Origin of the sequence: Actinacidiphila yeochonensis CN732, assembly GCF_000745345.1 — a bacterium.
Taxonomy (GTDB): Bacteria; Actinomycetota; Actinomycetes; order Streptomycetales; family Streptomycetaceae; genus Actinacidiphila; species Actinacidiphila yeochonensis.
The window spans coordinates 1,122,567-1,135,828 of record NZ_JQNR01000003.1 but is presented as its reverse complement, the minus strand read 5'-3'; the positions used below and the strand labels follow the sequence as shown (position 1 = coordinate 1,135,828).

At 76.1% G+C, this 13,262-nt stretch carries 12 protein-coding genes and 1 tRNA gene; 8 read left to right on the top strand and 5 right to left on the bottom strand.

Annotated features, from left to right (window positions below):
- Positions 1-20: 20 nt before the first annotated feature.
- The 4 genes from BS72_RS06300 to BS72_RS06290 all read right to left on the bottom strand — a co-directional run bounded on the left by BS72_RS06300 (position 21) and on the right by BS72_RS06290 (position 2,684).
- Complete coding sequence (locus BS72_RS06300) at positions 21-377, bottom strand: hypothetical protein (protein WP_037907049.1); 357 nt, start codon at positions 375-377, stop codon at positions 21-23.
- 25 nt (positions 378-402) lie between these two features.
- Positions 403-525 carry a hypothetical protein gene (locus BS72_RS39115; protein WP_265736777.1) on the bottom strand — a complete coding sequence of 41 codons (123 nt, stop codon included), beginning with the start codon at positions 523-525 and terminating at the stop codon, positions 403-405.
- Between the two features lie 242 nt (positions 526-767).
- Positions 768-1,388 (bottom strand): RdgB/HAM1 family non-canonical purine NTP pyrophosphatase, encoded by a 621-nt coding sequence (rdgB, locus tag BS72_RS06295; protein ID WP_037907048.1) that lies wholly within the window; start codon positions 1,386-1,388, stop codon positions 768-770.
- Between the two features lie 153 nt (positions 1,389-1,541).
- Complete coding sequence (locus tag BS72_RS06290) at positions 1,542-2,684, bottom strand: aminotransferase class V-fold PLP-dependent enzyme (protein WP_051950708.1); 1,143 nt, start codon at positions 2,682-2,684, stop codon at positions 1,542-1,544.
- Positions 2,685-2,912: 228 nt separating this feature from the next.
- Here BS72_RS06290 and BS72_RS06285 point away from each other — a divergent pair, with 228 nt between their 5' ends.
- From BS72_RS06285 to BS72_RS06245, 8 genes are all read left to right on the top strand, one after another.
- Positions 2,913-4,364 (top strand): DUF445 domain-containing protein, encoded by a 1,452-nt coding sequence (locus BS72_RS06285; protein WP_232792255.1) that lies wholly within the window; start codon positions 2,913-2,915, stop codon positions 4,362-4,364.
- Positions 4,365-4,625: 261 nt separating this feature from the next.
- On the top strand, positions 4,626-5,480 hold the full coding sequence (locus BS72_RS06280) for a fumarylacetoacetate hydrolase family protein (RefSeq protein ID WP_037907047.1): 855 nt from the start codon (positions 4,626-4,628) through the stop codon (positions 5,478-5,480).
- A gap of 192 nt (positions 5,481-5,672) precedes the next feature.
- Complete coding sequence (locus BS72_RS06275; protein ID WP_037907046.1) at positions 5,673-6,452, top strand: HAD-IIA family hydrolase; 780 nt, start codon at positions 5,673-5,675, stop codon at positions 6,450-6,452.
- 276 nt (positions 6,453-6,728) lie between these two features.
- Entirely contained in the window at positions 6,729-7,490 is a 762-nt protein-coding gene (locus BS72_RS32015; RefSeq protein ID WP_051950707.1) for a hypothetical protein, read from the top strand.
- A 5-nt stretch (positions 7,491-7,495) separates the two neighbouring features.
- Positions 7,496-8,242, top strand: a complete 747-nt coding sequence (locus BS72_RS06265) for a class F sortase (RefSeq protein ID WP_078901053.1) — start codon at positions 7,496-7,498, stop codon at positions 8,240-8,242.
- A 424-nt stretch (positions 8,243-8,666) separates the two neighbouring features.
- Positions 8,667-11,351: an FAD-binding and (Fe-S)-binding domain-containing protein gene (locus BS72_RS06255; RefSeq protein WP_078901104.1), complete on the top strand. Its 2,685-nt coding sequence runs from the start codon at positions 8,667-8,669 to the stop codon at positions 11,349-11,351.
- Positions 11,234-11,767, top strand: coding sequence for a heterodisulfide reductase-related iron-sulfur binding cluster (locus BS72_RS33650; RefSeq protein WP_037907044.1), 534 nt, complete (start codon positions 11,234-11,236; stop codon positions 11,765-11,767). Before BS72_RS06255 ends, BS72_RS33650 begins: the two co-directional genes overlap by 118 nt.
- Before the next feature lie 239 nt (positions 11,768-12,006).
- On the top strand, positions 12,007-12,894 hold the full coding sequence (locus BS72_RS06245; RefSeq protein WP_407638928.1) for a pentapeptide repeat-containing protein: 888 nt from the start codon (positions 12,007-12,009) through the stop codon (positions 12,892-12,894).
- 177 nt (positions 12,895-13,071) lie between these two features.
- Here the strand turns inward: BS72_RS06245 and BS72_RS06240 are convergent.
- A tRNA-Lys gene (locus tag BS72_RS06240) sits at positions 13,072-13,145 on the bottom strand.
- Between the last annotated feature and the right edge of the window lie 117 nt (positions 13,146-13,262).

Genomic DNA, 13,262 nt, shown 5'->3' with positions numbered 1-13,262 from the left:
AAACTACAGGTGACGGTAGGTCAGTTGCGGCGAGTTCGGCCGGTAGGACCGAACTCGACCTCCATGACGCCCTCGCCCCTCGTCAGACCCGGCAGGGCGGCCTGGAGCCCGTTCACGTCACCCGCCGGGATGTCACCCGTGACCACCGAGATGCCACCGGCGACCAGGGGCGTGTCCGGTGCCGTACGCATCCCGATCGTGGCGACGAAGGGGTTCGACGGGGTGAACACCTCCTCGAAGAACGAGCCTTCGCCTGACGGCCGCTCGATGTACGGCGGCGTCGCCTCGGCGAAATCGATCTCCAGGCCGAACTCGGCGGCGAGGGCGTCACGGATGACCTCCTTCTGCACCTCGCCGTACAAGGAGACGTAGGTCACCCGTCCTCGTCCTGGCGGAGCGGGCTCAGCGGATCGCGTCGGACAGCTCGGTCAGCGCCCCGTGGCTCTCCCCCCGCTCACCGGCGCGTCGCGGCACAACGGCCGTCTCCGTCGCCGGCGGGGCGAAGCCGGACGTCAGGCGGGACATGGCGACACCTAGTGCCGCTCCCGGCAAGGTGTGCCCCGCTCGCCGCCCTTGCACGGCCATCCGCCGCGTTGCCGTACCGGCCGAGCAGGCCCACTACGAGGCCGGTTCGGCGCCTTGCGGCCGACCGCACAAGGACACCTCGCTACCGGGCGAACCGTGCCGGTCGCGGCACCAGACCGTCCCCGATCCGCGCATGGCCGAGCCCCCACACCCGGCTCGTGGCGGGGCGGCGGGCCGCGGGCTCAGCCCAGGAGTTCGGCCACCAGGGGGGCCAGGGCGCGGAAGGCGCGGCCGCGGTGGCTGATGGCGTTCTTCTCGTCGGCGGTCAGCTCCGCCAGGGTCCGGGTGTCGCCCTCGGGCTGGAGGATCGGGTCGTAGCCGAAGCCGCCGCCACCGGTCGGCGCGTGCCGGAGGGTGCCGGTGAGGCGGCCCTCGGTGACCCGGGTGGTGCCGTCGGGCAGGGCCAGGGCGGCGGCGCAGGCGAAGTGGGCGCCGCGGTGCGGGTCGTCGATGTCGGCGAGCTGGGCCAGCAGCAGGTCGAGGTTGGCGGCGTCGTCGCCATGCCGGCCGGCCCAGCGGGCGGAGAAGATGCCCGGGGCGCCGCCGAGCACGTCCACGCAGATCCCCGAGTCGTCGGCGACGGCCGGCAGCCCGGTGGCCTCGGCCAGGGCCCGCGCCTTGAGCAGGGCGTTGTCGGCGAAGGTCACCCCGGTCTCCTTGACGTCGGGCACGTGCGGGAACGCGTCCGCGCCGACCAGCTCCACGGCGGGGCCGGTCTCGGCGAGGATGGCGCGCAGCTCGATGACCTTGTGGGCGTTGCGGGTGGCCAGGACGAGGCGGGTGGCGGGGGTCGCGGTGCTCATTCCTCGATTATCGCGGTGCGCGGCCGCCCGGCGGGGCCAGGGGACCTCCCGGGCCTCGCGGGCCTCGTGGACCTCGCGGACCGCCGGGATCGCCCGGACCGCCCGGCGCCCGGCTCTCGCCCGGTGCCGGGCGGGCCCCGCCGCATGCCGGGGTCAGCGCAGGGACGCCAGTGCCTGCTGGACGCGGTCGACCGCCGCGAGGGGGGTGGAGGCGTGCGCTGACAGGCGGACGGAGTCCGCCCGTACCGTCGGGGTCACGCCGTGGCGGTGCAGGGCCGCGCCGACGTCAGCCGCGTCGGTGCCCGGCATCCGGAAGGAGACGATGCCCGCCCGCCGGGCCGGCTCGGACGGGGACAGCACCTCGCCCCCGTAGCTCCGGACGGTGTCGATCAGCTGGTCCACCCGCAGCTCCACATGCTGTTCGACGGCCGCGACGCCCACCCGTTCGAGCAGCGCCAGCGCCGCCTCCAGGCCGGCGGCGGCGACCGGGCTGAGGTTGGTGATGCTCCAGCGTCCGGCGCCCTCGGCCGGCGGGTGCTCCTGGTCGTCGAAGAGGCCCACGTCGGTGACGCCCGTCCACCCGGTCAGCACCGGTTCGAGCCGCTCCAGGGCCCGGTCGGAGAGCACCGCGAACCCCGTCGACCAGCTGGCCCGCAGCCACTTCTGGCCGCCGGTGACCACCACGTCCGCCGCCTGCCAGGGCATGTCGACGACGCCGAAGCCCTGGATCGCGTCCACCACCAGCAGCCGGTCCGGGCCGATCACCTCCCGCAGCGCCGCCAGGTCCGCCCGGTAGCCGCTGCGGAAGTCCACGGCGCTGACCGACAGGGCCACCACGTCGTCGGGGGCGTCGGCGAGCGCGGCCCGGACGACGTCCGGAGTGGCCCGACCCGCCGGGTCGGTGCGCAGCCAGCGCGGCCGGGCCCGGCCCAGCTGCTCGGCGCGCCGCCACGGGTAGTGGTTGGCGGGGAAGTCGGCCTCGGGCGCCAGCACCGTGCCACCGGGCAGCCCGAGGGCGGCGTGGAAGAGCCCGGTGGAGGCGTTGGGCAGCAGCACGGTGTGCTCCTCGCCGGTACCGGCCAGCCGGGCGGCGGCCTGCCGGGCGCGCACCTCGGCGTCCATCAGGGTGTCCACCGTCCCCCGCCCGGCGCGGGCCGAGGCGGCCAGCGCGTCCCCGACCGCCGCCAGCACCTCCCGGGAGGGCGGGCCGTAGCGGGCGAAGTCCAGGTACCCCTCGGGCTCCTCGAAGTGCTCGGCGTAGCCGGGCAGGCCCCCGGTGGTGTGCGGCGCGGTCATCGCGGTAGGTGCTCCTCGGGGGCGTACGGTCGTGCGGGTCGTGCGGGGTCCGGGCGGTCCGGCGGTCCGGCAGGGTCCGTCGGCGCCGGCTGGTGCCGCGGCGGCGTCCGGCTCGGGGTCGTCTCAGGGTCGTGTCCGGGTCGTATCCGGGCGGCGCGCGGGAGGCGTCGGGATACGGATGGACGTTCCAAGAGTGGCAGTGGCGGTGAGAATACGCGGGTGGAGCCGATGGACGCGGGGAGAACACACGGGGTGCGGGCGGCGGCCGGCGTGACCGGTGCGGCCGGAGCCGCACGGGTGCCCGGAACGGCGGGGCCCGCCGGGCCGGGCGCGGGACCGCCCGTACCGCCGTCCGGGTCGGGCGGGCCGGGTCGGAGGGGCGGGCCTTCCGGGCCGCCGGCGGACGCGGACGCGGCGGCGGACGCGGCGGTGGACCCGGACGCGGCGCGGCGGGCCGGCGTACGCCGGATGAAGCTGATCGCGACGGGCTTCCTGCTGGTCGCCACCGTGGTGTACGGGCTGGCCAAGTGGGCCGGCGAGCGCGGCGCGGGCGACTGGGCCGGGTACGTGTCGGCGGCGGCCGAGGCGGGCATGGTCGGCGCCCTCGCCGACTGGTTCGCGGTCACCGCCCTCTTCCGCCGCCCGCTGGGGCTGCCGATCCCGCACACCGCGATCATCCCGACGAAGAAGGACGCGCTGGGCGCGAGCCTCGGCGAGTTCGTCGGCGAGAACTTCCTGTCCGGTGAGGTGGTGCGGGGCCGGCTGCGGCAGGTCGGCATCGGCGCCCGGCTGGGCGGCTGGCTGGCCGAGCCGGCCAACGCCGACCGGGTCACCGAGCAGGCGTCGGCCACGCTGCGCGGCGTCCTGACGGTGCTGCGCGACTCCGACGTGCAGGCCGTCGTCGGCGAGGCGCTGACCCGGCGGGCCGAGGCGCAGGAGATCGCGCCGGGGCTCGGGCGGCTGCTGGAGCGGATCGTCGCGGACGGCGGCCACCGCCGGATGGTCGACCTGGTGTGCGCGCGGGCCCACGACTGGCTGGTGGAGCACGGCGACTCGGTGCTGGCCGCGGTGCAGGGCGGGGCGCCGGGCTGGACCCCGCGCTTCGTGGACCGGCGGATCGGCGAGCGCGTCTACAAGGAGCTGCTGCGCTTCGTCACCGAGATGCGGGACGCGCCGGACCACCCGGCCCGCGCCGCCGTCGACCGGTTCCTGGCGGACTTCGCCGGCGAGCTCCAGTCCGACCCCGACACCCGGGCGCGGGTCGAGCGGCTGAAACGGGACCTGCTGGCGCGGAGCGAGGTGCAGGAGCTGATCGCGTCCGCCTGGGGCGCGCTGCGCTCCATGGTGGTGGCCGCGGCGCAGGACGAGGGCAGCGAGCTGCGGCAGCGGGCCCGGTCCTCACTGCTGTCGCTGGGCCGGAGGGTCGCCGTCGACCCGCAGCTCCAGGCGAAGGTGGACACCTGGCTGGAGGACGCCGCCGTCTACGTGGTGACCACCTACCGGGACGAGATCACCTCGCTGATCAGCGACACCGTGGCCGGCTGGGACGCCGAGCAGACCTCGCGGAAGGTCGAGGCACACGTCGGACGGGACCTCCAGTTCATCCGGATCAACGGCACGGTGGTCGGGTCGCTGGCCGGCCTGGTGATCTACGCGATCTCCCAGCTGGCCACCCGCTGACCTGCTGCCGAGGCCACCGATCGGCGGCGTTCGGCGATGTTCGGCCACGTCATCGCAGGCGGCGGAGGGGGGTTGGCTGTCGCTTCGGGCGGGTGGGGCGTGGACCAGGGGTTGCGGAGGACACCGGGAGGGTCGGAGGATCAGCCCAGACATCGGATGACCTGACCCGGCGGGAGGCGGGGGACCTCCTCGTCCCCGCAGTCCGCCGGGCGATGGCCGTCCAGCAAGTGCACCCCAGAAGCTGACGTTCGGAGAGCCACAGTGAAGCTGCTGCGTGTCGGACCCGCCGGAGCGGAACGCCCCGCCCTGCTCGACCAGGACGGCGTCCTGCGCGACCTGTCCGGGATCGTTCCCGACATCGACGGGTCGGTGCTGGCCGACCGGGCCGCCCTGGACCGCATCGCCGCCGCCGCGGCCGACGGCTCGCTGCCGGCCGTCCCCGGCACCCCCCGCACCGGCCCGCCGCTGGCCCGGATCGGCAAGATCGTCTGCATCGGGCTCAATTACCACGACCACGCGACGGAAACCGGCGCCACCCCGCCCGCGGAGCCGGTCGTCTTCATGAAGGCGCCCGATACCGTCGTCGGCCCCGACGACACCGTGCTGGTGCCGCGCGGCAGCCAGAAGACCGACTGGGAGGTGGAGCTGGCCGTCGTCATCGGCCGTGAGCTGCGCTACGCCGCGTCCCACGAGGAGGCGCTCGACGCCGTCGCCGGGTACGCCATCGCGCACGACGTCTCCGAGCGGGAGTACCAGATCGAGCGCGGCGGCCAGTGGGACAAGGGCAAGAACTGCGAGACGTTCAACCCGCTCGGCCCGTGGCTGGTCACCGCCGACGAGGTGCTCGACCCGCAGGCGCTGCCGCTGAAGCTGTGGGTCAACGGCGAGCTGAAGCAGGACGGCACCACCGCGGACATGATCTTCCCGGTCGCCGAGGTGGTGCGCTACCTCAGCCACTTCATGACGCTCTACCCGGGCGACGTGATCAACACCGGCACCCCGGCCGGTGTGGCCCTCGGCCAGCCCGACCCGAAGCCCTACCTGCGGGCCGGTGACGTGGTGGAGATCGCCGTCGAGGGCCTGGGCCGCCAGCGCCAGGAGTTCCACCCGGCCTGACCGGGAGCCCCGTCCCGGGCCCCGCCCGTCCGGCCGTCCCGAGAGCCTGTGGGCCGGACGGGCGGACGGGCGGGCGGGCAGGGGGCACGGGCCGGGCGGGCGAGGGCGTGAGCGCAAGGCTCTGGGGGAGATTCGGTGGCTGTGGGATGATCGCAGTATTGCTGCCCCGCGTACCCGCAGGAGACCGCTTCCATGACCCAGCGCAAGCCCATCGAGTCCTGGCTCACGGACATGGACGGCGTGCTGATGCACGAAGGTGTCCCCGTCCCCGGGGCGGACGCCTTCATCGCGCGTCTGCGGGAGTCCGGGCGCCCGTTCCTGGTGCTGACGAACAACTCGATCTACACGCCGCGCGACCTCGCCGCCCGGCTCGGCCGGATCGGCCTGGACGTCCCCGCGGCGAACATCTGGACCTCGGCGCTGGCCACCGCGACGTTCCTGGGGAACCAGCACCCCGGCGGCACCGCCTACGTGATCGGTGAGGCCGGTCTGACCACCGCCCTGCACGACGCCGGGTACATCCTCACCGACGCGGACCCCGACTTCGTGATCCTGGGCGAGACCCGGACGTACTCCTTCGAGGCGCTCACCAAGGCGATCCGGCTGATCAACAAGGGCGCGCGGTTCATCGCCACCAACCCCGACAGCACCGGCCCGTCCGCCGACGGCGACCTGCCCGCCACCGGCTCGGTGGCCGCGCTGATCACGAAGGCGACGGGCAAGGAGCCGTACTTCGTCGGCAAGCCCAACCCGCTCATGATGCGCACCGGGCTGAACACCATCGGCGCCCACTCGGAGTCCTCGGCCATGATCGGCGACCGGATGGACACCGACGTGCAGGCGGGCCTGGAGGCCGGCATGGAGACGTTCCTGGTGCTGACCGGGCTGACCTCTCCCGCTGACATCGAGCGGTACCCGTTCCGGCCGACGCGGGTCGTGGACTCCATCGCCGACCTCGTCGAGCTGATCTGACGTCGACCTGGTCTGACCTGACCTGATCTGGTCTGATCCGACCTGACCGGGCCCGGAACCGCCCGGGTCGAGGTCCGGGTCGGGGTCCGGTTTCCCCGCCCCATTGCCGGAGTGTGCGCGGCCGCGAGTGCCGACACACGTCTTTTTACTGTCCGTATACAGATCATCACCCCGATGGGTCAGTGAGTCGCCGCCCGGAGTGCGGGCGGCGGCCCCCGGCGGAATCTTCGTAACCACCGGGCGCGACTTCCCGCTCCCGGCCGAGCGGAGGTCCACATGTTTGGTCTGAAACTGCCCGTCGTCGCCGCGGTCGGCGCCGTCGCCGTCCTCGCCGTCGGAGGCGTCTCGGGCTTGCCCAAGCAGGCCCTCGCGGACGACGGCGGCGGAGGGTCGGGCAGCTCCTCGTCGAGCAGTTCCTCGTCCAGCTCGTCGAGTTCCAGCTCCAGTTCCAGTTCCGGCTCGTCGGGCACCGCGGGCGCGGCGAGCTCGGCGGGGGGCATGGACGTCAGCCCGCACACCGTCGCCCCCGGCGGAGTCGTCTCCCTGCACCTGGCCACCTCCTGCAAGGCCGGCAAGGCCGCGACGGCGAGCGCCGACGTGTTCGTGGCCGCCGTGACGCTCTCGCCGGCCGGCGACGGTGACGGCATGGACGGCAGCGCGTTCATCAGGTCCGACGCCGTCGAGGGCTCCTACCAGGTGTCCGTGCGCTGCGACGGTGCCGGCAGCAGTGCCTCGGCGTCCATCACGGTCAGCACGTCCGGCTCGCTCGGGGGCGTCGGCGGCTCGGACGGCTTCGGGGGCTCGGGCGGGAAGTCGATCAGCCCGCTGGAGCCGGAGCTGCCGGTGCCGGCCGGCGGCGGTGGCGCGGCCGCGCAGCTGGCCGCACGGGGCGCCGCCGACCACGCCGGAGCGGAGCAACTGGCGGCCGGCCCCGCGGTCGCCGGCACCAGCACGACGCCGCTGGTGGTGACCGGGGTCGCCGCCGCGGCCGGGCTGGCGGGTGTGGCGGCCTACCGGCGCCGCGCGCGCCGCGGCTGACCGGGATGCCCGGCGGGGACGACCGGGACGACCGGGACGGCGGGTACGACCGGGACGGCGGGTACGCGGAGGCGGTCCGCAGCGACACCCGCGCCCGGCCCGACGGCAGGACGTGGACGGCCGTGGCGGCCGGGCTGGTCCTGCTGGCGGCCTGGCTGCTCGGGCACGGCTCCGGAGGCACCACCACCCCCGCCGGCGCTGGCCGTGGGCTGGCCGCGGCGGCCGCCGACCACCCGCCGCACCTGTACCCGGCGCACGACCCGATGCCCGCGGCCGACCCCGTGCGGGTGGACATCGACTCCATCGGCCTGCACGCCCCGCTGGTCCCGCGCGGCCTCACCGCCGGCACGATCGACCCGCCGCCGTACTCCACGCCGGACATCGCCGGCTGGTACCGCGGCGGCCCCACGCCCGGCGCGGCCGGGGCGGCGCTGCTGGTCGGGCACGTGGACACCGAGACCGGGCCGGCCGTCTTCTTTCCGCTGAGCACCGTCAGGCCCGGCGCTCTGGTGGAGGTGACCCGGGCGGACCACTCGGTGGCGGACTTCTCGGTGGAGGCCGTCGAGGTCGTCCCCAAGGACCACTTCGACGCCACCCGCGTCTACGGCTCGGACGCCGCCGACCGCCCCGAGCTGCGCCTGATCACCTGCGGCGGGGACTTCGACAAGACGGCGCAGGAGTACTCGGCCAACGTCGTCGTCTACGCCTCGCTCACCGGCTCGCACACGGTGTCCGCCGCCCGCCGCGCGTAGCCGTCCCCGGGGAGCACCCGGCCCGGACGCGCTCGGAAGGCGCGCGGGCCCGACCTCGGCGAGGCTGAGCGGGACACGCGGTACGGCAGCCCGGCGGCCACCCGCCGGGCGGCGTCGGGCCGGCACCGGCCGCCGCACGGCTCGACGGCGCGGGCGACCGCCGCACCGGACGCGAGGCACGACGGACGACGTGACGACGGCGCGAAGCACGACACGGAGCGCGGCGCGACGGACGGCGCGGAGCGCGGCGCGACGGACGGCGCGGAGCGCGGCGCGGCGAACGGCGCGATGCACGACGCGAGGAACAGCTCGGAGCACGACACGATGCACGACGTGACGGACCGCTGTGACGATCCGATGTGACGACCGGCGTGACGACCGAGTGGTGTGCCAGTGGTGTGAGATCCCCGTGACGGAGGTCCTGATGCCCGTGCGAGAGCCGAAGGGGGACCGGTGGCGGCCGAGTCCGCCCGCGGAGCCGGCGCCCGACCGGGTCGAGGAGAGCCGGGCGGCCGGCACCCCGGCCGGGCTGCGGGATGGCCTGGCCGCGCTGCTCGGCCCGGGCAAGGTACTCACCGGGGTCGTCGACCTGGTCCGGTACGCCTCCGACGCCAGCCCCTACCGCTTCGTGCCGCAGGCCGTGGTCGTCCCCGACAGCGTCCAGGACGTCGTCAGGCTGCTGGCCTACGCCCGCCGGGAGCGGCGTGACCTGGTGTTCCGGGCGGCCGGCACCAGCCTTGCCGGCCAGGCCCAGGGCGAGGACATCCTGGTCGACGTGCGCCGGCACTTCAGCGGCGTGGAGGTCGAGGCGGACGGTGCCCGGGTGCGGCTGCTGCCCGGGACCGTCCTGGCCCGGGCCAACGCCGCGCTCGCCCGCCACGGCCGGGTGCTCGGGCCGGACCCGGCCAGCGCGGCGGCGGCCACCGTCGGCGGCGTACTGGCCGGCAACGCCACCGGTCCGGCAGCCGGGCCCGAGCGGGACTCGTACCGCACCGTCCTGTCGCTCACCGCCGTCCTGCCCTCGGGCACCGTGGTGGACACCGGCGACCCGGAGGCGGACACCGCGCTGGCCGCCGACGAACCGGAGATCCACCAGGGCCTGCTCGACATCAAGGACGAGATCGAGGCCGACCCGGAGCTGACCGCCGCCATCCGCGCCCGGTTCGCCCTCAAGAACACCGGCGGCTACCGGCTGGACGCCTTCCTCGACGCCGAGACCCCGGCCCAGATCCTGCGCGGGCTGATGATCGGCTCGCAGGGCACCCTCGGATTCGTCGCCGAGGCGGTGTACGCGACGTTCCCGGCCCGCCGGGCGGTCACCGCGGGGCTGCTGTTCTTCCCCGGGCCGGCCGCGGCGGCCGCGGCGGTGCCCCTTTTCGGGCAGGCCGGCGCGGTGGCGGTGGAGCTGCTGGACGGCCGGGCGCTGCGGGCCTGCGCGGCGGTGCCCGGCACGCCCGCCGACTGGGAGCGGCTGCCGGCGGACTGCGCCGCGCTGCTGGTGGAGTTCCGCGCCACCGACGAGACCGAGCTGGCCGCGTACGAACGGGCCGCCCGGCGGGTCTGCGACGACCTCGGGCTGGTGGCCCCGGTCCCCTCGGCCGGCAACGGCTTCACCCGCGACCCGCGGGCGGTCGCCCGGCTGTGGCGGGCGCGCGGCGCGCTGACCGCGACCGGCGGCCCGGACCGGCCGCCCGGCACCACCCTCGTCAGCGAGGACCTCGCGGTGCCGCCGGCCCGGCTGGCCGAGGCGTGCGAGGAACTGCTGGCGCTCCAGGAGCGGCACGGCGTCGAGGCGACCGTGGCCGGCCGGGCCCTGTCCGGCACGCTCCACCTCCAGCTGGCCGTCGACGCCGCCGACCCCGCCGACGTGGAGCGGTACGCGGCGTTCGCCGACGACCTGTGCCGGACCGTCACCGAACGGCTGGGCGGTTCGCTGCGGGCCGAGCAGGGCGCCGGGCGGCAGGGCGCGCCGTTCGTGGAACGCGAGTGGGGTGCGAAGGCGACCGCCCTCATGTGGCGGATCAAGCGGCTGCTGGACCCCGAAGGGGTGCTCGCCCCCCGGGTGCTGCTCGACCAGGACCCGCGCGGCCACCTGCGCGGCCTGAAGACGGCGCCGGCGGCCGGGCCCGGGTTCGACGCGTGCACGGAGTGCGGCCTGTGCGAGCCGGTGTGCCCGAGCCGGGAGCTGACCACCACGCCCCGGCAGCGGATCGCGCTCCGCCGCGAGCAGCACCGGCAGCCGGCCGGGTCGCCGGTGCTGGCGGAGCTGCTGGCCGGGTTCGGGCCGGCGGCGGTGGACACCTGCGCGGGCGACGCGCTGTGCGCGGCCGCCTGTCCGGCCGGCATCGACACCGGCGCGCTGATGCGGGACCTCCGGCGGACCGGCCACCCGCGGCGGGCGGAGCGGACGGCCGCGCTGCTGGCCCGGCGCCGACGGGGGACCGAGCGGGCGGCGCGGGCGGCGGCGGCCACAGCCGCGGTGGCGGGAACGGCGGCCGAGGCGGTGCGCGGCCTGACCGGCTCCGCGGGGCGGGTCGGCGATCGCTCCGCGGGGCGGTCCGGCGACAGCGGGCCGGCGGGGCGATCTGGTGGCCGATCCGGTGGCCGCTCCGGTGGGCGCTCCGGTGGTGAAGGGACGACGACGGAGTGGTCCGGCGAGCCGTCCGGCGGTGAGCGGGCGGTGCGGCGGTCCGGTGGTGAGGGGGCGGGGCCGGGCGGCTGGCCGCGATCGGGTTGCCCGGGTGGCTGCCCGAGACGCCGGGCCGGGCGCCGCGGATGCCCAGGACCCGGCAGCGCGGGGCGGCGGCGGTGTACCTTCCGGCCTGCGCCAACCGGCTGCTGGGGCCCGAGCCCGGCCGGGGCTGGGTGGTCGGGGCGCTGGTGGCGCTGGCCGAGCGGGCCGGCTCACCGCTGTGGATTCCGCCGGACCTGTCGGGCACGTGCTGCGCCGCGCCCTGGCACGGGCAGGGCTACGACGAGGGCTGCGCGGTCATGGCCAACCGGGTGGTGGAGCACGCCTGGGCGTGGAGCGGCGGCGGCCGGCTGCCGGTCGTCGTCGACGCGCCGGCCTGCGCGCTCGGGCTCGGCCGCGACGTGGCGCCGTACCTGACGGAGGCCAACCGGGAGCTGCACGAGGAGCTGACGGTGGTCGACGCGGTCAGCTGGGCGGCGGAGCAGCTGCTGCCGAAGCTGGCGGTGGCGGGGCAGCTCGGCGCGGTGGTGCTGCACCCGACGTGCGCCGGGCGGGCGCTGGGCGCCGACGAGGCGCTGGAGCGGATCGCCGCGGCCCTGGCCCGGGAGGTGGTCGTCCCCGAGGACGCGGGCTGCTGCGGGCTGGCCGGGGAGCGCGGTGTGCTGGACGGCCGGCTCACGGCGGCAGCCTGCCGGCCCGAGGCCGAGGAGGTGGCCGGCCGCGCGTACGACGCCTACCTCTCCGGGAGCCGGTTCTGCGAGGTGGCGCTGGAGCGCGCGACGGGGGAGCCGTACGAGTCCGTTCTCGTCGCGCTGGAGCGGGCCACGCGGTGAGCACGGCCGCCCCGGCGTCCCGACCACCCGGCGTCCCCGACCACCCGGCGTCCCGACCAGCGGCGGACCAACGGCACCGGCGGCGGCTCGCACCCCGGACCAGCACCGACGCCCACGGCCCCGACCCGCCGGCAACCCGGTCGCCGGGCGGCCGGACCGGGTACGGCACGATGGGCCCGAGCGGCCCGGGAGGCGGACCGCTCCGGGCGCACCGTCCGGTACGAGAGCGGGGAGCCGGCGTGGACAGCGGCAGCGGACAGGCGGCGGAGCGGACACGTACCGGCGGGGACGTGCCGCCCGTACCGCGTACCGGCCGGGCCGAGCTGCGGGCGGACTGCGCTGCCTGCTTCGGCCTGTGCTGCGTCGCCCTGGCCTTCACCCGGTCCGCGGACTTCGCCGCCGACAAGCCCGCCGGCACCCCCTGCGGCCACCTCGGCGCCGGCCACCGCTGCGGCATCCACGGCGGCCTGCGCGCCTCGGGCTACCGGGGCTGCACCGTCTACGACTGCTTCGGAGCCGGCCAGAAGCTGTCGCGGACCACGTTCGGCGGCCAGGACTGGCGTACCGCCCCCGACGGCGGCGCCGCGATGTTCGCGGCCCTGCCACTGATGCGGCAGCTGCACGAGCTGCTCGCGTTCCTCACCGAGGTGCTGGAACGGCCGGCCGCCGCGCCTGTGCACGCCGAGGCGGCGGCGGAGCTGGACCGGATCGACGAGCTGACCCGCCGCGACCCGGCCGGGCTGGCCGCCGTCGATCCGGCGGCCGAGCGCGCCGCCGTCAACCCGCTCCTGCTGCGGGCCAGCGCGCTGGTACGGGCCCAGGTGCCGGGCCGTCTCGCCCGACGGCGGGGCGCGGACCTCGCGGGGGCAAGGCTGCGTCGGGCGCGGCTGCGCGGGGCGGACCTGCGCGGGGCCTGGCTGATGGGCGCCGACCTGCGGGAGGCGGACCTGCGGCTCGCCGACCTGATCGGGGCGGACCTGCGTGAGGCGGACCTGCGCGGCGCGGACCTGACCGGGGCGCTCTTCCTCGCCCAGGCCCAGCTCAACGCCGCTCTCGGCGACGCCGCCACCCGGCTGCCGCACACGGTGCTGCGCCCGGACCACTGGACCGCCGAGCCGACCGCCTGACCTCACGGTCGGATCTCCGCAGTCGGATCTCCGCGGCCCGACCCGCCTGGACAAGGCCGGAACCGCCTGAACGAGGCCCGGCCCGCCCGGTCCGAATCCGTCCGGGCGCCTTCGCCCGGTCCGTCCGTAGACGCAGCGAAGGCCCCCCGCTTTCGCGGAGGGCCTTCGCTCCTCAGGTGCGCCGCCAGGGACTCGAACCCCGGACCCGCTGATTAAGAGTCAGCTGCTCTAACCAACTGAGCTAGCGGCGCCTGCTGACGTGGAAGACATTACCCCATGGTCGGCGCCGTTCCCAAACCGCGCTCCGGCCACCCGGCCGTGACCCTGGCGTCGGGTCCTGTTCGCCTTCGTCGGGCCCGTCCACCGGG

What these genes read in the sequence shown, in the direction of transcription:
- BS72_RS39115 (WP_265736777.1), bottom strand. Translation starts at nt 525, where the DNA reads ATGTCCCGCCTGACGTCCGGCTTCGCCCCGCCGGCGACGGAGACGGCC.
- rdgB (WP_037907048.1), bottom strand. Translation starts at nt 1,388, where the DNA reads ATGAGCACCGCGACCCCCGCCACCCGCCTCGTCCTGGCCACCCGCAAC.
- BS72_RS06290 (WP_051950708.1), bottom strand. Translation starts at nt 2,684, where the DNA reads ATGACCGCGCCGCACACCACCGGGGGCCTGCCCGGCTACGCCGAGCAC.
- BS72_RS06285 (WP_232792255.1), top strand. Translation starts at nt 2,913, where the DNA reads ATGGACGCGGGGAGAACACACGGGGTGCGGGCGGCGGCCGGCGTGACC.
- BS72_RS06275 (WP_037907046.1), top strand. Translation starts at nt 5,673, where the DNA reads ATGACCCAGCGCAAGCCCATCGAGTCCTGGCTCACGGACATGGACGGC.
- BS72_RS32015 (WP_051950707.1), top strand. Translation starts at nt 6,729, where the DNA reads ATGTTTGGTCTGAAACTGCCCGTCGTCGCCGCGGTCGGCGCCGTCGCC.
- BS72_RS06265 (WP_078901053.1), top strand. Translation starts at nt 7,496, where the DNA reads ATGCCCGGCGGGGACGACCGGGACGACCGGGACGGCGGGTACGACCGG.
- BS72_RS06255 (WP_078901104.1), top strand. Translation starts at nt 8,667, where the DNA reads ATGCCCGTGCGAGAGCCGAAGGGGGACCGGTGGCGGCCGAGTCCGCCC.
- BS72_RS33650 (WP_037907044.1), top strand. Translation starts at nt 11,234, where the DNA reads ATGGCCAACCGGGTGGTGGAGCACGCCTGGGCGTGGAGCGGCGGCGGC.